The following is an 18,531-nucleotide window of genomic DNA, read 5'->3' on the forward strand; positions in this document are numbered from 1 at the left end:
GTGTGTCGAAGAGCGCCGACCGCAGCGCTCACGTCTCGCTCGCCTCGGCCGCGGCATAGGACATCACGAGAAAGAAGCTCGCCGGCGTCTCGCCGAGATTGCGATAGCTGTGCGGCACGTCGGCGAGAAAATCGACGGCGTCGCCCGCGGCGAGCGTCACCGGCGGCTCGCGGCCGGCGATGATCTCGATCTCACCTTGCGCGACGACCAGCGTCTCCTTCGCGCCCGGGGCATGGGCCTCGGCGCGCTCCTGATGCAGCGGCGCGATCGTGACCTCATAGAATTCGACGGGCCGGGCGCTGTCATAGGGAAACAAGGGGCGCGAGAGAAAATTGCCGTCCTGCGAGCCGATCAGCCGCGGGCTGGCCTTGCGCATGACGAGCACGCCGCTGCGCTCCTGCGAGGCGACGAGGCTGCCGAAGGGAACGCCGATCGCATTGGCGATGCGCCACAAATGGGCGATCGTCGGCGCCTTGGCCCCGGATTCGATCGACCGCAGCTCTTCCAGCTCGACGCCGCTCAGCTCGGCGAGCCGCTCGAGCGAGCGGCCCTTGCGGGCGATCAGCCGCTCGAGCCGCTGCGCCACCGTATCGGCGAGGCGCTCGGAGGCTTCGCTGCGGGGCGGCTCGGAGTCGGACGAACGCTGGAATCTACCCATCGACAACTCCTATTTTCTAAATATTTTTTAATCTGTCGCTTTGGCCGCGGTCAAGAATTATGACGGGCGCGCGGCTTTTCTTCGGCGAGCGCGACCTATTCGCCACACTGCAGATTTTTCGTTCTTTTCTTTGCATTTTTGGAGAAGGCTCGCTACGCGCGGCAGCGTATCGGCGACAAGGCTCGTCCAATCGGCGCGCTATAGCGCGGCCTTGACGGTTCATGAATTCTATAACATTGATCGGTTTACCATCCCCGTCGGGATGTGGAGCAAAATTTCCTCTTCCCCGGAGAGACCATGACGTCGAAACTCCTCGCCTCCTTCGCCGCTCTCGGCGCCTTCGCCGCGACGCTGGCGCCCGCCAACGCCGAGCTGCTCACGCAGAAGATCCTGCCGACGCCGGTCGCCCTCGCCATTGCGCAGACCGCCTATGACGTCTGCTATCAGCAGGGCTATCGCATCTCGGTGACTGTGGTCGGCGAGGAGGGCCAGATCCTCATCGCCATTCGCGGCGACGGCTCCTCGCCGCATACTTTCGAGAACAGCCATCGCAAGGCCTACACCTCGCGCACCTTCCGCACGCCCTCGGGCGAGTTCGCGCAGCGCGTGAAGGACAATCCGACGCTGAGCGCCGTGCATCTCGCCAATGTGATCGCGGCGCAGGGCGCTCTGCCGATCAAGGCGGGCGATGTGGTGATCGGCGCCGTCGGCGTCTCCGGCGCGCCGGGCGGCGACAAGGACGAGGCCTGCGCCAAGGCCGGCATCGACAAGGTCGCCGACCAGCTCAAGTAGAGCGACAGATCAGAGAGCCGCTCGGCCGAGCGGCTCTCTCACCTCGAGAGCTCTTTCCGTTCGATCGGAAAGCGCTCTCGATCAATCCACCGGCAGACGCAGACGAATCTCGTCGACGAAAGCCGCGAGACAGCGCTTCACCGTGTCGAATTGCGAGGTGGTGGGCGCCATCGCTATGCCATGCACGCCGAACTCCTCGTTCAGACTGTTCACCTGGTCCGCGACCTCCTTGAAGCTGCCGACCAGCGACATGGACAAAAGCGCCTGCGGATCGAGCGGCGCCTCGCCCTCGGCGCGCGCGGCATTGGCCTTGGCGCAGAAATCCTCGAGATAGGGGGTCGCGATCGACACCGCCTCGGCGCGTTCCTGTGTCGCAAAGCCGAAGCGCGCGAGCACCAGACGCGGGTCGCCGTCGGGCGCCTCGTCTTTGTAGACGCCGAGAATGCGATGCAGCTCGTCATTCGTGCAGGTCGCCGACGCCATGAGCCCATAGCCCTTGCGCGCAGCGAGGCGAATCGTGCTCTCCGTCGTCGTCGCGATCCAGGTCGGAACCTTCTGCTCCGGCCGCGGCGAGAGGCTCAGCTTCTCCACCTGGAAATATTTGCCCTTATGCGTGACCTCGCTCTCCAGCAGCAGGCGTTCGACGAGTTCGAGCGCCTCCAGGCCGCGCTCGTTGGCGTCTTCCGGCGCGACGCCGAAATTGAGGGTCTGCTTGGGAAAATCGGCGCCGCTGGCGACGCCGAAGCTGAACCGGCCCTTGGTCAAGAGATCGATGCTGGCGACATCTTCGGCGAGCTGGATCGGATCGCGCAGCGCCGGCAGAAACGACGCCGAGCCGATGCGCGCGCGCATGGTGACGCCCGCCGCATAGCCGAGCATGACCGAGCAGGCGCCGCTCGGGAAATGATCGTCGAAATGATGCTCGGCGAACCAAATGTCGTCGAAGCGCATGCGCTCCGCCTCACGCACCAATATGAGCTGGCGCGTCAAGGCCCGGCCGGCCTCGAGGGTCGGATTGTCGAACAGGCAGAGATAACCAAAACGCGGATTCATCGCGCCGCTCCAGCTGGCCCGGCCAGGCGCCGGGGAGATTGCGCGAAGACGTGCAACAACCGAGCCGCCCCCGCGCGGCCCGCATTTTCTGCGTCGAACAGCGAGATTCCGCCGCTCCGGCGCCCTCGGCCGCTTCCGCGACGAGCGGCCGACGTCGGAAATGCGACAAGGCCGCCCAAGGCGCGATCACCCTGCCGCTCACGCTTGCGCCTCTTGTAACCTTTTCACAGCGCAACCATAATCGCGGCCCGACCACGGCCTGCGCGCTTTCCGCGCGAGCGCCGATTGCGGAAGAAGGGATCTCCTCGTGGTGCAAGACACGACGACCGGCGCGCGCGCGCCGACGCGCAATTTTTTCGCCCGCAAGAGCGTAGACGAAATTCTCGCTGAAAATCACATCGAGGAAGGCGGCAATTTCGCGCGCGCCCTCGGGCCGGTCTCGCTCACCGCGCTCGGCATAGGCGGCATCATCGGCGCCGGCATCTTCGTGCTCACCGGCACTGTGGCGGCGAAGTTCGCCGGGCCGGGCGTCGTCATCTCCTTCGCGCTCGCTGGCCTCGCCTGCGCCTTCGTCGCGCTCTGCTATTCGGAGCTCGCCGCGCTCATCCCCGTCTCGGGCAGCGCCTACACCTACACTTACGCCACGCTCGGCGAGGTTTTCGCCTGGATCATCGGCTGGGATCTCGTGCTCGAATATGGGCTCGGCGCGGCGACGGTGGCGGTCGGCTGGGCGGGCTATTTCAACCGCGTGCTGCATGGAATCGGCATAGATTTGCCGCCACAATGGACGACGGCCTATTTCTCGGAAGCCGGCCATGTCGGCGCCGCGGCCGGCCATGGATTCTTCAACCTGCCGGCGGCTCTGGTGATATTGGCGCTCTCGCTGCTCTTGGCGCGCGGCACGCACGAATCTTCGATGTTCAATAATTTCATCGTCTTCGTGAAGCTCGCCGTGGTGCTGATCGTCATCATCTTCGGCGTCTCCCATATCGACACGGCGCATTGGACGCCTTTCGTGCCCGAGAACACCGGCGAGTTCGGCCATTACGGCTGGAGCGGCGTGCTGCGCGGCGCTTCCGTCGTCTTCTTCTCCTATATCGGCTTCGACGCGGTCTCGACGGCGGCGCAGGAGGCCAAGCTGCCGCAGCGCGACGTGCCGATCGGCATCATCGGCTCGCTCGCCATCTGCACCGTGCTGTTCATCGGCGTCGCCGGCGTGGCGACGGGCGTCGTCTCCTACACGGCGCTCAATGTGCCGGACCCGATCGCCGTGGCGATGGACGCCACCGGCGCCTCCTGGATGGCGTGGATCGTCAAGATCGGCGCGCTGGCCGGCCTCACCACCGTCATACTGGCGCTGCTCTTCGGCCAGACGCGCGTCTTCTACTCGATGGCGCATGACCGCATGCTGCCCTCCGTCTTCGCCAGGCTGCACCCGGTCTATAAGACCCCGGCGATCAGCCAGATCGTCGTCGGCGTGCTGGTGGCGGTCGCCGCCGGCCTCTTCCCCATCGAGATTCTCGACGAGATGGTGTCGATCGGCACGCTCTCCGCTTTCGCGCTCGTCTGCGGCGCCGTGCTCTATTTGCGTCGCAAGAACCCGGAGCTGCATCGTCCCTTCCGCGCGCCGGGCATTCCATGGGTGCCGATTTGCGGCATTTTCTCCTGTCTCGCGCTGATGGGCGCGCTGCCGATCGAAACCTGGATCCGCCTCTTCGTCTGGATGGCGGCCGGGCTCGCGCTCTATTATTTCTACGGCAGCCTGCGCACCCGCCGCAGGTGATGCGTTGAGCGCGCCGGCCATCATCTGGTTTCGGCGCGACCTTCGGCTCACCGATAATCACGCCCTGAGCGCCGCCGTCGCCTCCGGCGCGCCGCTGATCCCCGCCTTTATTCTGGACGAGGAAGAAGGCGGCGAGTGGCGGCTCGGCGGCGCCGCCCGCTGGTGGCTGCACGAGAGCCTCGCCGCCCTCTCGCGCGATCTCGAGAAGCGCGGCGCGCCGCTGACGCTGCGGCGCGGCGACGCGCAGGCGGAGCTCTGGCGCCTCGTCGTGGAGACCGGCGCCGCCGCCGTCTATTGCAACCGCATCTATGAGCCCTGGGCGACAGATCGCGACGCGCGGCTGGAGGCGAAGCTGCGCGAGAAGGGCGTCACGACGCGAAGCTTCGCCGGCGCGCTGCTCGCCGAGCCCGGCTCGGTCTGCAATGCGCAAGGCAAGCCCTTCCGCGTCTTCACGCCCTTCTGGCGCGCGCTCGCCGAGCTTCTGCAGCCGGCGCCGCCTCTGCCCGCGCCGAAAAAGCTCCGCGCCGCGCCCGCCCCCGCGAGCGATCGGCTCGCCGATTGGCGGCTGCAGCCGAAGGCGCCGGATTGGGCGGAAGGCCTGCGCGAGAGCCGGCGTCCGGGCGAGGCCGACGCGCAGCGGCGCCTCGCCGATTTTCTGCGCGACGGCATAGGCGCCTATGCTCTGCTGCGGGATTTTCCCGCGAAGGACGGCGCCTCGCGCCTTTCGCCGCATCTCCATTGGGGCGAGATTTCGCCGATGCAGATCTGGAGCGCGACTGTCGCCGCACCCGAGGCGGGCCGCCTTGCCTTTCTGCGCGAGCTCGGCTGGCGGGAATTTTGCCACCATCTGCTCGCCGCCCATCCCGATATGCCGAAGGCGCCGCTCGACAAATCCTTCGCGCGCTTCCCCTGGACGAGCGACGCAGGCGCGCTCGAAGCCTGGAAGAAGGGCGAAACCGGCTATCCGCTGGTCGACGCCGCCATGCGCCAGCTGTGGCGGACCGGCTTCATGCATAATCGGCTGCGCATGGTGGCCGCCTCCTTTCTGGTGAAGCATCTGCTGCTGCCCTGGCGGGAGGGCGAACGCTGGTTCTGGGACACGCTGGTCGACGCCGATCTCGCCGATAATTCCGGCAATTGGCAATGGGTCGCCGGCTGCGGCGCCGACGCCGCGCCTTATTTCCGCATCTTCAATCCCGTGCTGCAGGGCGAGAAATTCGATCCCGACGGCGCCTTTGTCCGCCGCTTCGTCCCCGAGCTGGCGCGGCTCGAGGCGAAATATATTCACAAGCCTTGGGCCGCGCCGGAACGCGCGCTGCGCGAAGCGGGGATTGCTCTCGGCGAGACCTATCCGCGGCCCATCGTCGATCACGCCGCGGCGCGTCGAAGAGCGCTCGAAGCTTACGCTTCTCTACGCGCCGGCTGAGGCGGGAAATTCTATCTCCCTTCCCTCTCAGTCGGATTCCCTCTAAACAGCCGGGCCATGATCTGGCTTATCTTCGCTCTACTGACCGGCGCCGCAGTCATGAGCGTGCTGTGGCCGCTCGCCCGCAAAAGCGGCGTCGCCGACGCCGCCGCCACCGACATCGCCTTTTTCGAGGAGCAGATCGCCGAGATCGCGCGAGAGAGCGCCGAAGGGCGCCTGTCCGCCGCCGACGCCGAGACCGCGCGGACCGAGGCCGCCCGCCGCCTGCTGCGCGCCCGCGGCGCGAGCGCCGGCGCCGCCGCGTCTTCCCGACGCAACGCCATTGTCGCGGCGGCGAGCGCGATCATTCTGATCCCCGCTCTCGCGCTGCCGCTCTATGGCAAGCTCGGCCGTCCCGATCTGCCGGACGCCTCGCTCGAGGCGCGGCTCGAGGCCAAGCCCGGCCACACCGACATTGCGACCGCCGTGGCGCGCATAGAGGCGCATCTCGCCGAGCATCCCGAGGATGGCCGCGGCTATGAGGTGATCGCCCCCTTCTATCTGCGCAACGGCCGCGCGGCGGACGCCGCCGACGCCTATGAGAAGGCGCTGCGCCTGCTGGGGCCGACGCCGCATCGCCACAATGCGCTCGGCGAGGCGCGCGTGCTGGCCTCGGAAGGCCGCGTGACGCCGCAGGCCATGCGCGAGTTCGAGGCGGCGCTCGCGCTCGATCCGCAATCCGCCATGGCGCGCTTCTACCTCGGCCTCGAGGCGGCGCAGACCGGCGCGCGCGAGAAGGCCGAAGACATATGGACCAAGCTCGTCTCCGACGGCCCGGCCGACGCCCCCTGGCGTCCGCGCGTCGAAGCGCTGCTCGCGCAATTGCGCGGCGCGCCCGCGCCCGAATCCGCGCCGACGAGCGAGGAGGGCGCGAAGATCGCAGCAATGCCCGAGGCGCAGCGAATGGACGCCATTCGCACAATGGTGGAGCGTCTGCGCGGCAAGCTCGAGCAGGACGGCGCCGATGTCGAGGGCTGGCTGCGGCTCATCCGCGCCTATAGCGTGCTGGCCGAGACGGAAAAGGCCAAGACCGCGCTCGACGGCGCCCGCAAGGCGCTGGCGCAGGACAAGGATGGTCTCGCCCGCGTCGATGCGCTGGCGCGCGAATTGGGCGTTGGAGGTTGATATGACTCGCAAGGGCAAGAGGCTCGCGCTCATCTCCGGCGCGCTCGCGGTTCTCGCCGTCGCCGTCGGGCTGGCGCTGTTCGCGCTGCGCGACAATATCGTGTTCTTCTATTCGCCCGCAGAGCTCGCGCAAAAGCATGTCGCGCCGGGGACGCGGCTGCGCATCGGCGGCCTGGTGAAGGAAGGCTCGGTGCGGCGCGGCGACGACCGCAATGTCGCTTTCACCGTCACCGACAGAACCGCCGATCTCGGCGTCGCCTATAAGGGCCTGCTGCCGGACCTGTTCCGCGAGGGACAGGGCGTCGTCGTCGATGGAACGCTCGGCGCCGACGGCGCCTTTCGCGCCGACAGCGTGCTGGCCAAGCACGATGAGCGCTACATGCCGCGCGAAGTCGCCGACTCGCTGAAAAAGCAGGGCGTGTGGCAGGGAGAGAAGAAGTGAGTAGCGGAACGCCCCGCGGCCCTGGATTGCTTCGCTTCGCTCGCAATGACGAAGCCGTCATTGCGAGGAGCGGAGCGACGAAGCGATCCACAGCCGCGTCCGTGCTCTCGCATCGCTTCATTCGCCATCACGCCTCGGGAGGGGTGCAGATATGATCGTCGAGACCGGCCATTTCGCGCTCGTTCTGGCGCTGGCTCTCGCGCTGGCGCAGGCCATTCTTCCCTTCGTCGGCGCGCGGCTGCGCGATGTCGCGCTGATGCGCGTCGCGCGCCCTGTGGCGGTGGCGCAATTTCTCCTCGTCGCCACGGCCTATGGCGCGCTCACCTATGCGCATGTCGTCTCGGATTTCTCGCTCGTCAATGTGATCGAGAACTCCCACTCCTTAAAGCCGATGATTTATAAAATCTCCGGCGTGTGGGGAAATCACGAAGGCTCCATGCTGCTGTGGGTGCTGGTGCTCTCCTCCTGCGGCGCGGCCATCGCTTTGCTCTCGCGCGCCATGCCGGATTTGCTGCGCGCCGACACGCTCGCCGTGCAGGGATTGATGGGCGCGGCCTTTCTCGCCTTCATTCTGCTGACCTCCAATCCTTTCGCGCGCGTCGCCGATCCGCCCTGGCAGGGGCGCGACCTCAACCCCATTCTGCAAGACCCCGGCCTCGCCATTCATCCGCCGCTGCTCTATCTCGGCTATGTCGGCTTCTCGATCGTCTTTTCTTTCGCCGCTGCGGCGTTGATCGGTGGACGCATAGACGCCGCCTGGGCGCGCTTCGTGCGGCCGTGGACGCTCGCCGCCTGGATATTCCTGACGCTCGGCATCGCGATGGGCTCGTACTGGGCCTATTACACTTTGGGCTGGGGCGGCTTCTGGTTCTGGGATCCGGTCGAGAACGCCTCGCTCATGCCCTGGCTCGCCGGCACGGCGCTGCTGCATTGCGCGGCGGTGATGGAAAAGCGCGAGGCGCTGAAGGTCTGGACGATCTTCCTCTCCATTCTCGCCTTCTCGCTGTCGCTGCTCGGCACTTTTCTCGTGCGCTCCGGCGTGCTCACCTCGGTGCACGCTTTCGCCAGCGATCCCGAGCGCGGCGTGTTCATTCTCGCGATCCTCGTCGCCTTCATCGGCGGCGCGCTGGCGCTCTTCGCCTTTCGCGCCAGCGCTCTGCCGACGGGCGGCCTCTTCGCGCCGATCTCGCGCGAGGGCGCGCTGGTCGTCAATAATCTGCTGCTGACCGTCGCCTGCGCGACCGTCGTCATCGGCACGCTCTATCCGCTGGCGCTGGAGGCGCTGACCGGCGACAAGATTTCCGTCGGCGCGCCTTTCTTCAACACCGTCTTGATCCCGATCGCTCTGCCGCTCGTGCTGCTGATGCCGATCGGCCAAATGCTCGCCTGGAAGCGCGGCGATCTCGCCGCCGCGCTGCAACGCCTGCGCGCGGCCTTTGCGGCGGGCGTCGCGGCGCTCGCGGCTTTCGGCGCGCTCTATGGCGCGCCGGTTCTCTCCATCGTCAGCGCCGGCCTCGCCGTCTATCTCGTCGTCGGCGCGTTTTCGGACATTGCGCAACGCGTCGCGCAAGGCAATGCGCTCGCGCGATTGAAAGGCCTGCCGCTCTCGGCCTGGGGAACCTCGATCGCCCATGCGGGAATGGGCCTGTCGCTGCTCGGCCTCGCCGCGACCGGCTGGGGCGTCGAGCAGATCGTCGCCATGAAGCCGGGCGTCGCCCAAGAGGTCGGCCCCTATCAGATCGTGATCGAGGACATCGCCTCGCGCGCCGGCCCCAATTATGCGGAAACCTACGCCGTGATGGCGCTGCGCAAGGGCGGCGAGACGATCGCGCATATAGAGCCGGCGAAGCGCTTCTATCAGGCGCGCCGCATGGCGCGCACGGAGGCGGGCATCGTCACGCTCGGCCTCGGCCAGGTCTATGCGGCTCTGGGCGAGCAACATGAGGATGGAACGCTGGACGCGCGGCTCTATTACAAGCCGCTGGTGCTGCTGATCTGGCTCGGCGCCGTGGTGATGGCGCTCGGCGGCGGATTGTCGCTCGCCGATCGGCGCCTGCGCATCGGCGTCGCCAGCCGCGCCCGCACGGCTGCGCAGCCGCAGGCGGCGGAGTGATGGGAATTTTGTCGAATCTCGGAGAGCGCCCCTTCTCCGGCCTGCGGGAGAAGGTGTCGCGCGAATGCGCGACGGATGAGGGTCCCACGAGCCCTCACCCGACCCTGCTACGCAGGGCCACCCTCTCCCGCAAGCGGGAGAGGGGAGTCGCGCGCATTGTTTCGGCCTTGCTTTTGAGCGTTGCGCTTCTGTCTCCTGCTCTCGCCGTCGAGCCCTCCGAAAAGCTCGCCGATCCCAAGCTCGAGGCCCGCGCGCGCGCCATCGCCAGCGAATTGCGCTGCCTCGTCTGCCAAAATCAGTCCATCGACGATTCCGACGCGCCTCTCGCCAAGGACCTGCGCGTCATCGTGCGCGAGCGGCTGCAGGACGGCGCGAGCGACGCCGAGGTGCGCGATTATGTCGTGGCGCGCTACGGCGATTTCGTGCTGCTGCGCCCGCCGGTGAAGCGCGAAACGCTGCTGCTGTGGGCGGCCCCCGCGCTGGCGCTGATCGGCGGCGTCTGGGCCATCTTCGCGGCCACGCGCCGCAATCGCCGCACCGCCGCCGCGCTCACCGCGGAAGAGCGCGCGCAATTGCAGGCGCTGGGCGTCGAGCCCCCTCCCTCACCCTCCCCCGCTAACGCGGGAGAGGGAAGCGGCCATCCCGACGCGAACCCTCGATGAAACGCCGAGTCTAACCCCCTCTCCCGCATAGCGGGGGAGGGCTGGGGAGGGGGCATGTCGCCGCCTCTCGAATCGCGCTAGACTCGCCGCATGGACAGACCGAGCTATTACGAATTCTTCGCCGGCGGCGGCATGGCGCGCGCCGGGCTCGGCGACGGCTGGCGATGCCTATTCGCCAATGATTTCGACCTGAAGAAATGCGAGAGCTATCGCGCCAATTGGGGCGGCGAGGAGCTCTTCCCCGGCGATGTGCGCAAGGTGACGACCGCCGATCTGCCCGGCAGAGCCGATCTCGTCTGGGCCTCCTTCCCCTGTCAGGACCTCTCGCTGGCCGGCGCCGGCGCGGGGCTGAAGGGCGAGCGCTCGGGAACCTTCTGGCCCTTTTTCGAGATCGTCAAAGCGCTGCGCAAGGAGGGCCGCCATCCGCCGCTCCTGGTGCTGGAGAATGTCTGCGGCGCGCTGACCTCGCATGGCGGCAAGGATTTCGAATCGCTCTGCGGCGCGCTCGCCGGCGAGAACTATCGCTTCGGCGCGCTGGTGATCGACGCCGCGCTGTTCGTGCCGCAATCGCGGCCGCGCTTGTTCATCGTCGCGCTGCATGGCGATTTCGTCGCTCCCGCCGAGCTGACGACTGCGGAGCCCTCGCCGCTCTGGCATACGCGCGCGCTGCTCACGGCGCAGAAGCGCCTGCCGCGTGCGCTGCGTGAGAATTGGATCTGGTGGCGCCTCGCCGCGGCCGCCGCGCGCAACACGCGCCTCGCCGATGTTATCGACGATAGGCCGGAGGGCGTCGCCTGGCATGATCGCGAGGAGACGCAAGCGCTGCTCGCCAAGATGAGCGATCTCAATCGCGCCAAGGTGGAGGCGGCGAAGCGCGCTGGGCGGCGCATGGTGGGAACGCTCTATCGCCGCACGCGCTATGGCGCCGATGGCGTGAAGATTCAGCGCGCCGAGGCGCGCTTCGACGATCTCGCCGGCTGCCTGCGCACGCCCGCCGGCGGCTCCAGCCGACAAATCGTGCTGATCGTCGAGAAGGGCCGCATGCGCTCGCGATTGATCTCGGCGCGCGAGACGGCGCGGCTGATGGGCCTGCCCGAGGATTACCAGCTGCCGAGCAATTACAACGAGGCCTATCACCTCACCGGCGACGGCGTCGTCGCGCCCGTGGCGCGCCATCTCGCGGCGCATATTCTCGAGCCGCTGCTCATCACGCTGCGCGGCCTCTCGAGAGCCGCCGCCTGACGGCCATGGCGGAAGACCCCGCCAAACGCTCCGCCATCATGCGCGCGGTGAAATCGCGCGACACCTCTCCCGAAAAAGCGGTGCGCGCGCTGCTGCGCGGCTTCGCGCCGCATTATCGGCTGCATCGCGAGGATGTGCCGGGCAATCCCGATATCGCCTATGTGGGCAGAAAGCGCGCCATATTCGTGCATGGCTGCTTCTGGCACGGACATGATTGCGCGCGCGGCGCCCGAACGCCGAAGACCAACGCCGATTATTGGCGCGGCAAGATCGCCCGCAATCGCGCGCGCGACATTGCGCATCAGGAAAAGCTCGCCAGCATCGGCTGGCGCGCGCTCATCGTGTGGGAATGCGAGCTGAAGGACCGCGCGGCGCTGGAGGCGAAGCTGCGAGAGTTCTTAGGGAATAGCGAATAGCGAATAGCGAATAGAAGAAGCTCTATTCGCTACTCCCTACTCGCTATTCGCTCGGATCAATCCTTCGCGCGCTCGACGTAAGAGCCGTCTTCCGTCTGGATGACGATGCGCGTGCCGGCCTGGATGTGCGGCGGCACCATCACGCGGGCGCCGTTGGAGGCGATGGCGGGCTTGTAGGAAGAGGAGGCCGTCTGGCCCTTCATCGCCGGCTCGGTCTCGGTGATCTCGAGTGTCACGCGGGCCGGGAGCTGGATCGCCACCGCGGTTCCGTTGAACAGCGACAGAATGCAGACCATGCCTTCCTGCAGCCATTGCGCCTGATCGCCGATGACGTCCTTGGGCACGATGACCTGGTCATAGGTCGCGGTGTTCATGAAAGTGTAGCCGTCGTCATCGCCGAAGAGATAGCTGAAGTCCTGATCCTCGACGAAGGCGCGCTCGACCTGCTCGGTGGTCTTGTAGCGGTCGGCGACCTTCACCCCGTCGGCGAGGCGACGCATGTCGATCTGCGTCGTGGGCGTGCCCTTGCCGGGGAAGAAGCTCTCGGCCTTCAGAACGACATAGAGATGGCCGTCCTCCTTCTCGATGATATTGCCCTTGCGGATCGAGCTGGCGATGACTTTCACGTTGTTTATCCTCGATTGCTGGCCGCGTTCGGCCGGTCTATGAACGGCTCGGACCCTTTTCTGATCCGGTCGGATCAAAAAAGGGTCCGCTTCGCATTGGAGCGATCAGATCGCTCGAAAAAGGCTCGTCCGCGCCTCTCGCGCGGGACTCGGCCGCCGCCCTCGAACCCATGGATGGCCCGACGAATGACGCGAGTGTCGCCCTGGTGGGCCAGGGATGTTTACGCCGATCGCAAGCCATTTCTCAAGGCTCGCGCGCGGATCGCCGCCGCCCTGAGGCAGTTTTTCTCCGCCCAAGGCTTCGCCGAGGTGGAGACGGCGGCCCTTCAGCTCTCGCCGGGCAATGAGACGCATATATCGGCTTTCGGCGTCGATCTCGTCTCCGACGCGGGTGAGGCGAGCCGGCTCTATCTCCATACGTCGCCGGAATTTTCCTGCAAAAAGCTGCTGGCGGCGGGGGAGGAGCGCATCTTCACCTTCGCCCGCGTGTTCCGCAACCGCGAGCGCAGCGCCCTCCACCATCCCGAGTTCACCATGCTGGAATGGTATAGGGCGCATGAGCCGCCGGAGCGGCTGATGGAGGATTGCGCCGGCTTGCTCGCCGCCGCGGCCGAGGCGCTCGGCGTCGAGCGATTCGCCTATAGGGGCGCGAGCGTCGATCCTTATGAGGAGCCGGAAGCGATCTCCTGCCGCGAGGCCTTCGACCGCTACGCCGGCATGGACCTCGCCGCCCTGCTCGGCGACCGCGACGGCCTCGCCCGCGCCGCCGCGCTGGACGGGATACGCGTGGCCGAGGACGATGATTGGTCGGACCTCTTCAGCAAGATTCTCTCCGAGAAAGTGGAGCCGCAGCTCGGCCGGGCGCGCGCGACGCTGCTCTGCGACTATCCGGCGAGCGAGGCCGCGCTGGCCCGGCCCAAGGCCGACGACCCGCGTTTCGCCGAGCGTTTCGAGCTCTTCGCCTGCGGGGTGGAGCTCGCCAATGGCTTCGGCGAGCTGACCGACCCGGCCGAGCAGCGCCGCCGCTTCGAGGAGCAGATGGAGAAGCGCGCCCGCATCTATGGCGACCGCTATCCGGTGGATGAGGATTTCCTCGAAGCGCTGGCCCATATGCCGCCGGCCAGCGGCATAGCGCTCGGCTTCGATCGGCTGGCGATGCTGGCCAGTGGGGCGGAGCGCATCGAGCAGGTCTTGTGGACGCCGGTGGCGGAAAAGGGGACGTAGCCGCCGCGCCTTTCTCGCTGCCGATCGATGGCGTGGAATGCGAGCAGCGCCGTCGCCAGCGCGAGGGCCAGCAGCGCCTCCGGCGCGCGTAGGCCGAAGACCGCATAGCCCATGATCATCGCCGGAAAATGGAAGAGATAGAGCGGGTAGGAGAAGGCCCCGAGATAGGCGGCCACTCCGTGCAGCCGCTGCGGAAAGGCGATCCTGCCGCGAAGGAGAAGCGCGGCGAGCGGCGCGAGAAAAGTGATGACGGCCAAGGGCTCCGGCGTCATCGGCCCGAAGCGCACCGCCGCCGCGCCGAGGATGGCGAAGCCGAGCGTTGCGACGGATCGCTCCCGCCACAGAAGAAAGCCGAGCAGCCAGCACCAGAGATAATCCAGCGCATTGGATTTGAGCAGCGCCCGATAGGCGAGGCCGAAATCGGCGCCGCGCGGCAGCAGAAAGCAGAAGAGGGACAGAGCCATCAGCGCGAGCAGGCGCTTTTGCTCGAGGCGCCGGAAGACGGGCGCGAGCAGATAATAGAAGACCTCTATCGCCAGCGACCACAGCGGCCCGTCGAATTGCAGAGGCCGCACGAAAAAAGCCTGCAGGAAAAACAGATTGCCGAGCGCGGCCGGATATTTCTCGCCCTCGATCGAGAAGCCGCCGATCTGGACATGGCCGTGAGTGGCGGCCTCGACCAGAAGTGACAGCGCCACCGCGCCGAGATAGAGCGGATAGATGCGCAGCAAGCGCCGGAGATAGAAGCCGCTCGCCTGCCGCTCCAGCGAGGCGGAGATGGAAAAGCCGGACATCAGCAGAAAGCCGAGCACCGCGGCCTTGCCGCCGAAATCGTCGAATGTCTCGACAAAGCCGCCAGAGGCCGCCGGATACCAGCTCAAGTGCCCGGAGAGGACCACGAAGGCGAGGAAGAAGCGCAGCAGCGCCAGAATCTCCCATGGCGCGCTTTGGGTGGTGACGGGCATAGTCTTCCTGTCGGCGGCGGCGAGCCCGCTGCGAAATCCGTTGCCGCATGCGGTTATGCCACTATAAGCGGCCCGATGACCGAGGACAGCGCCCGTTATCGCCTGGAGCGGAGCGACGACACGATTCTGGAGCCCCGGGGCTCCGGCGCGCCGCGCGCCGCGACCGCGACCTCCGTGGCCGATCTCGCCGCCGCCGGGCTGGTGGAGCCGGCGCGAGCGGCGGCGCTGGCGGCCGTCGAGGCGCGCTATAGCGTCGCCGTGACGCCGGAAATCGCCGCGCTGATCGACAGGGCCGATCCGGCGGACCCGATCGCCCGGCAATTTCTGCCCGACCTGCGCGAGCTGGAGACGCGCCCGGAGGAGCGGGCCGATCCGATCGGCGACGACGCCTTCAGCCCGGTGGAAGGGCTGGTGCATCGCTATCCCGATCGCGTGCTGCTGAAGCTGCTCTCGGTTTGCCCGGTCTATTGCCGCTTCTGCTTTCGCCGCGAGACGGTGGGTCTCGGCAAGGGCGCCATGCTCTCCGACGAGGCCGTGGACAAAGCGCTCGCCTATGTCGCGGAGCGGCCGCAGATTTTCGAGGTCATTCTGACCGGCGGCGATCCGCTGGCGCTCTCGGCCCGGCGGCTGCGCATGGTCGCCGAAAAGCTCGCCGCCATTCCGCATGTCGCCGTGCTGCGCATCCACACGCGCGCGCCGACCGCCGCGCCGCGCCTCGTCACGCAGGAGCGGCTGGCGGCGCTGAAGGCGAGCGGCAAGGCCGTCTATATGGTGCTGCACGTCAATCACGCCCGCGAGCTGTCCGCCGCGGCGCGGGAGGCCGTGGCCGGCATCCAACGGGCGGGCGTTTCGACACTGGCGCAGACCGTGCTGCTCGCCGGCGTCAACGATTCCGCCGACACGCTCGAGCAGCTGATGCGCGCTTTGGTGACGGCGCAGATCAAGCCCTATTATCTGCACCATCCCGATCTCGCGCCGGGCACCGGCCATTTCCGCCTCTCGCTGGAGCGCGGGCAGGCGCTCTATGCGGAGCTGGCGCGCCGGGTCTCCGGCGTCGCGCTTCCTTCTTACGTTCTCGACATTCCGGGCGGCTACGGTAAGGTTCCGCTTCAGCAATCCCACATCGAACGCGACGTGGACGGCGGCTGGCTCGTCCGCGACCGCGCGGGAGAGCGAAGGCCCTATCCGGCGCAAGATCGCGACCGATAGCCGCCGCCCCGCTGGCGGCGTCGCCGCAAGATTGGCAAATTGTTCGTCTCATTGCGCGTATATGGCTCGTCTCATCAACGAAAGCTTCGCCTTGCGCCGGTTTCTCGCCCTCTGCCTCGTCCTCTTCTTCGCCGGCGCCGCTGTCGCCGCGGAGCCCTCTTCCACGCTCGAGCAGTTCAATGCGCGGCTCGACGCCGCCCGCGCGACACTCGAGGAAGTGGAGACCGCCCTCGCCGATCCCTCGCTCAATGACGCCACGCTCAAGAGCCTGCGCGATCGCGTCGATACGCTGCCGGCCGAGCTTCAGGATGTGATCGACCGGCTGACGCCGCGTCTCGCCGCCTTGCAGGCGCGGCTCGACGAGCTGTCCGGCCCGGCCAAGCCCGCCGGCGAGACGAAGGAGGCTCCCGCCGCCGCGCCGCCTCCGACGCCGGCCGAGGCGCCGCCCAAGAAGGAGGAGCCCGCCCCCGGCAAAGGCGCGCGCGCGCCCGGCAATGGCAGAGCGGTCATCGCCAGAGCCTCGGCCGAGACGCGCTCCCTGCCCACGGCCATCCCCACGCCCGCCCCTGCCCCTGCCCCCGCTCCGGCGGTGGATAGCGGCTCGCTGGCGACGGCGAGCGTCAACGCCGAATTCGCCGAGCAGAAAAAGCTCTATGAGGAGGTGGACGCGACGCTGAAGCGCGCGCGGGCGCTGTCGATCGAGACGCGGCAGACCGCTCTGGTGATCCGCGCGCGGCAACGGGCGCTCTTCGCCAAGACCTTGTTCCTGCGCACCAGCGGTCTGTTCTCCCCGGCGCTGTGGAGCGCCGCTCTGCAAGAGCTGCCCTATGACGCCAAGATCTTCGGCCTGCTGCTGGAGCAGCGCGCCGAGGCCGTCTCGGCGCGGCTGCGCAATGGGCAGCTCGAGAGCTTTCTGGCGACGATATTTTTCGTGCTGCTGCTCGCCGTCCCGGCGACCTTGTTCGCCCGCCGTTTCGCGAAGCGCGAGGCCACGATCGAGGCGCCGGACCAATTCCACAAGGCCACGGCGGCGGTGACGACGACCATTGTGACCGCGGCGCTGCCGATCGCCATCGTCGCGGCCATCGCTCTGGCGCTCGACGCTTTTCAGCTCGAGGACGCCGTTCTCGCCCCGCTCGGTCGGCGTCTGTCCGAATCGGTGACTTTCGTCGCGGTCTCCCTGGGGCTGGCGCGCGGGCTGCTGGCGCCGGGCCTGCCGCAATGGCGGCTCGTCGGCTTGGGCAACCGGCTCTCGCTGCGGCTGCTCTATCTCGCGGTTCTCGTCGGCTTCGTCGCCGCGGCGACGCGCGTTCTCGAGCAGATCGCCGAATTCGTGCAGGCGAGCCTTCCGGTCATCGTGCTGACGCGCGGCGGCGGCGCCTTGTTCATCGCCATCGTCTTTCTCATCGTCACCGTGGCGACGCGCCATGAGACATGCGACGACGACCCCGGCGCCGATCTCGACGGACGCGACCGCATCTATGCGCTGCGCCTTCTCGCCTGGGTGGAGATCGTCGTCATCACGGGCGCGCTGGCGGCGGGCTATGTGGCTTTCGCCAATTTCCTGGTGCTGCAGCTCGCCTGGCTCGCGGCGGTGGGCTCGGCGCTCTATCTGCTGCTCGCCTTTGTCGAGACCGGCCTCAAACATCTCTTCCAGCCGGAGACGACGCTCGGACGCACGCTCGTCTCCGGCTTCGGCGTGCGCAGCGAATCGCTCTGCCAGCTCGCCGTGCTCTCGACCGGCGTCGCGACGCTCGCCCTCTACGGCTTCGCGCTCTTCGTCGCGCTGGTCCCCTATGGTTTCCAATCCGGCGATTTCCTGGGCAATCTCCAAACCGCCTTCGCCGGCTTCAAGATCGGCGAGGTCACCATCTCGCCGGCCGGCATGGCGACGGCGCTCGCCCTCTTCGCGCTCACCTATGGGGCGACCAAGGCGCTGCGCCGCTGGCTCGACCAGCGCCTGCTGCCGCTGACGCGGCTCGACATGGGCCTGCGACATTCCATCGGCGCGAGCCTCGGCTATGCGGGCTTCATTCTCGCCGTCTCCGTGGCGCTGGCCGAGCTCGGCCTCAGCCTCGAGCGCCTCGCCATCGTCGCCGGCGCCCTTTCGGTCGGCATCGGCTTCGGCCTGCAATCGATCGTCAATAATTTCGTCTCCGGCCTCATCCTGCTGTGGGAGCGGGCGATCCGCGTCGGCGACTGGGTCGTGCTCGGCGACGAGCAGGGCTATGTGAAGCGCATCAATGTGCGCTCCACCGAGATCGAGACCTTCGATCGCGCGACGATGATCGTGCCCAATTCCAATCTCGTTTCCGGCGTGGTTAAGAATTGGTTGCGCAACGACCGCATCGGCCGCATCAAGATCGCCATCGCTCCGCATTCGGGCGTCGATCCCGAGCAGATTCGCGAGCTGCTGCTCGCCGCCGCCAAGGCGCAGGACGGGCTGCTGCGCATTCCGGCGCCGCAAGTGATGTTCCTCGCCATGGAGCAGAGCGCCTTTCGCTTCGAGCTCTGGTGCTATGTCGAGGATGTCGAGCAGGCGACGCGGGTGAAGAGCGATCTGCTTTTCGACATCTACCGCCGCTTCGCCGAGGCGGGCGTGAAGATCTCCGCCCCCGCGCCGGCGCCGGCGGTGGTGCAGGTGATGGGGCTGGAGCCTTTCGCGCCCGCGCCGCGCGTGCTGGAGAGCGGGCGCGAGCGGGACTATGCGGTCGCCGGCGAATGAGTGTAGAAGGCGCGCGCGTTCCGCTTCATCT

15 protein-coding genes and 1 pseudogene are annotated in these 18,531 nt (G+C 67.4%); 12 read left to right on the forward strand and 4 right to left on the reverse strand.

The genetic code is table 11. From position 1 onward, the window contains the following. Nucleotides 1–28 precede the first annotated feature (28 nt). The gene (locus tag ACT53T_RS00525) at nt 29–658 is read right to left on the reverse strand and encodes a helix-turn-helix domain-containing protein (RefSeq protein ID WP_476159442.1); all 630 of its coding nucleotides are present in this window, start codon (nt 656–658) and stop codon (nt 29–31) included. A gap of 297 nt (nt 659–955) precedes the next feature. Between ACT53T_RS00525 and ACT53T_RS00530 the strand changes: the two genes are divergently transcribed. Next, entirely contained in the window at nt 956–1,450 is a 495-nt protein-coding gene (locus tag ACT53T_RS00530) for a GlcG/HbpS family heme-binding protein (RefSeq protein ID WP_476159443.1), read from the forward strand. 81 nt (nt 1,451–1,531) lie between these two features. Here ACT53T_RS00530 and ACT53T_RS00535 read toward each other — a convergent pair whose 3' ends face one another. Next, nucleotides 1,532–2,503, reverse strand: coding sequence for an LLM class flavin-dependent oxidoreductase (locus tag ACT53T_RS00535; RefSeq protein WP_476159445.1), 972 nt, complete (start codon nt 2,501–2,503; stop codon nt 1,532–1,534). A gap of 307 nt (nt 2,504–2,810) precedes the next feature. On the opposite strand from ACT53T_RS00535, the gene ACT53T_RS00540 reads away from it, so the two are divergent. The 8 genes from ACT53T_RS00540 to ACT53T_RS00575 all read left to right on the forward strand — a co-directional run bounded on the left by ACT53T_RS00540 (nt 2,811) and on the right by ACT53T_RS00575 (nt 11,751). Next, the gene (locus tag ACT53T_RS00540) at nt 2,811–4,286 is read left to right on the forward strand and encodes an amino acid permease (RefSeq protein ID WP_476159447.1); all 1,476 of its coding nucleotides are present in this window, start codon (nt 2,811–2,813) and stop codon (nt 4,284–4,286) included. 4 nt (nt 4,287–4,290) lie between these two features. After that, nucleotides 4,291–5,712 (forward strand): cryptochrome/photolyase family protein, encoded by a 1,422-nt coding sequence (locus ACT53T_RS00545; RefSeq protein ID WP_476159448.1) that lies wholly within the window; start codon nt 4,291–4,293, stop codon nt 5,710–5,712. Nucleotides 5,713–5,769: 57 nt separating this feature from the next. Continuing rightward, nucleotides 5,770–6,876, forward strand: a complete 1,107-nt coding sequence (gene ccmI / locus ACT53T_RS00550) for a c-type cytochrome biogenesis protein CcmI (protein WP_476159450.1) — start codon at nt 5,770–5,772, stop codon at nt 6,874–6,876. A 1-nt stretch (nt 6,877) separates the two neighbouring features. After that, on the forward strand, nt 6,878–7,318 hold the full coding sequence (ccmE, locus tag ACT53T_RS00555) for a cytochrome c maturation protein CcmE (protein ID WP_476159451.1): 441 nt from the start codon (nt 6,878–6,880) through the stop codon (nt 7,316–7,318). Nucleotides 7,319–7,469: 151 nt separating this feature from the next. Next, nucleotides 7,470–9,431: a heme lyase CcmF/NrfE family subunit gene (locus ACT53T_RS00560; RefSeq protein ID WP_476159452.1), complete on the forward strand. Its 1,962-nt coding sequence runs from the start codon at nt 7,470–7,472 to the stop codon at nt 9,429–9,431. After that, nucleotides 9,431–10,093, forward strand: coding sequence for a cytochrome c-type biogenesis protein (locus ACT53T_RS00565; RefSeq protein ID WP_476159453.1), 663 nt, complete (start codon nt 9,431–9,433; stop codon nt 10,091–10,093). The genes ACT53T_RS00560 and ACT53T_RS00565 overlap by 1 nt, the downstream gene beginning before the upstream one ends. A gap of 90 nt (nt 10,094–10,183) precedes the next feature. After that, nucleotides 10,184–11,335, forward strand: coding sequence for a DNA cytosine methyltransferase (locus ACT53T_RS00570; protein ID WP_476159454.1), 1,152 nt, complete (start codon nt 10,184–10,186; stop codon nt 11,333–11,335). 5 nt (nt 11,336–11,340) lie between these two features. After that, nucleotides 11,341–11,751: a very short patch repair endonuclease gene (locus ACT53T_RS00575; RefSeq protein WP_476159456.1), complete on the forward strand. Its 411-nt coding sequence runs from the start codon at nt 11,341–11,343 to the stop codon at nt 11,749–11,751. Between the two features lie 56 nt (nt 11,752–11,807). On the opposite strand, the gene efp is transcribed toward ACT53T_RS00575, so the two are convergent. Then, nucleotides 11,808–12,377 carry an elongation factor P gene (efp, locus tag ACT53T_RS00580; RefSeq protein WP_018267484.1) on the reverse strand — a complete coding sequence of 190 codons (570 nt, stop codon included), beginning with the start codon at nt 12,375–12,377 and terminating at the stop codon, nt 11,808–11,810. A 186-nt stretch (nt 12,378–12,563) separates the two neighbouring features. On the opposite strand from efp, the gene epmA reads away from it, so the two are divergent. Beyond that, nucleotides 12,564–13,601 carry an EF-P lysine aminoacylase EpmA gene (gene epmA / locus ACT53T_RS00585; RefSeq protein WP_476159457.1) on the forward strand — a complete coding sequence of 346 codons (1,038 nt, stop codon included), beginning with the start codon at nt 12,564–12,566 and terminating at the stop codon, nt 13,599–13,601. Nucleotides 13,602–13,657: 56 nt separating this feature from the next. Here the strand turns inward: epmA and ACT53T_RS00590 are convergent. Continuing rightward, a pseudogene (locus ACT53T_RS00590) lies at nt 13,658–14,566 on the reverse strand (acyltransferase family protein); the annotation flags it as partial. Nucleotides 14,567–14,641: 75 nt separating this feature from the next. Here ACT53T_RS00590 and ACT53T_RS00595 point away from each other — a divergent pair. Together ACT53T_RS00595 and ACT53T_RS00600 are read left to right on the forward strand one after the other, a co-directional pair. Then, the gene (locus ACT53T_RS00595) at nt 14,642–15,775 is read left to right on the forward strand and encodes a lysine-2,3-aminomutase-like protein (protein WP_476159459.1); all 1,134 of its coding nucleotides are present in this window, start codon (nt 14,642–14,644) and stop codon (nt 15,773–15,775) included. Nucleotides 15,776–15,836: 61 nt separating this feature from the next. Further along, nucleotides 15,837–18,500 carry a DUF3772 domain-containing protein gene (locus ACT53T_RS00600; RefSeq protein WP_476159460.1) on the forward strand — a complete coding sequence of 888 codons (2,664 nt, stop codon included), beginning with the start codon at nt 15,837–15,839 and terminating at the stop codon, nt 18,498–18,500. Nucleotides 18,501–18,531: the final 31 nt, after the last annotated feature.

The sequence above is a fragment of the Methylosinus sp. DMC45 genome, from assembly GCF_056313885.1.

Excerpts from the sequence above, each read along its gene's own strand:
- ACT53T_RS00525 (WP_476159442.1), bottom strand. The coding sequence starts at position 658 with ATGGGTAGATTCCAGCGTTCGTCCGACTCCGAGCCGCCCCGCAGCGAA.
- ACT53T_RS00530 (WP_476159443.1), top strand. The coding sequence starts at position 956 with ATGACGTCGAAACTCCTCGCCTCCTTCGCCGCTCTCGGCGCCTTCGCC.
- ACT53T_RS00535 (WP_476159445.1), bottom strand. The coding sequence starts at position 2,503 with ATGAATCCGCGTTTTGGTTATCTCTGCCTGTTCGACAATCCGACCCTC.
- ccmI (WP_476159450.1), top strand. The coding sequence starts at position 5,770 with ATGATCTGGCTTATCTTCGCTCTACTGACCGGCGCCGCAGTCATGAGC.
- ccmE (WP_476159451.1), top strand. The coding sequence starts at position 6,878 with ATGACTCGCAAGGGCAAGAGGCTCGCGCTCATCTCCGGCGCGCTCGCG.
- ACT53T_RS00560 (WP_476159452.1), top strand. The coding sequence starts at position 7,470 with ATGATCGTCGAGACCGGCCATTTCGCGCTCGTTCTGGCGCTGGCTCTC.
- ACT53T_RS00565 (WP_476159453.1), top strand. The coding sequence starts at position 9,431 with ATGGGAATTTTGTCGAATCTCGGAGAGCGCCCCTTCTCCGGCCTGCGG.
- ACT53T_RS00570 (WP_476159454.1), top strand. The coding sequence starts at position 10,184 with ATGGACAGACCGAGCTATTACGAATTCTTCGCCGGCGGCGGCATGGCG.
- ACT53T_RS00575 (WP_476159456.1), top strand. The coding sequence starts at position 11,341 with ATGGCGGAAGACCCCGCCAAACGCTCCGCCATCATGCGCGCGGTGAAA.
- epmA (WP_476159457.1), top strand. The coding sequence starts at position 12,564 with ATGACGCGAGTGTCGCCCTGGTGGGCCAGGGATGTTTACGCCGATCGC.
- ACT53T_RS00595 (WP_476159459.1), top strand. The coding sequence starts at position 14,642 with ATGACCGAGGACAGCGCCCGTTATCGCCTGGAGCGGAGCGACGACACG.
- ACT53T_RS00600 (WP_476159460.1), top strand. The coding sequence starts at position 15,837 with ATGGCTCGTCTCATCAACGAAAGCTTCGCCTTGCGCCGGTTTCTCGCC.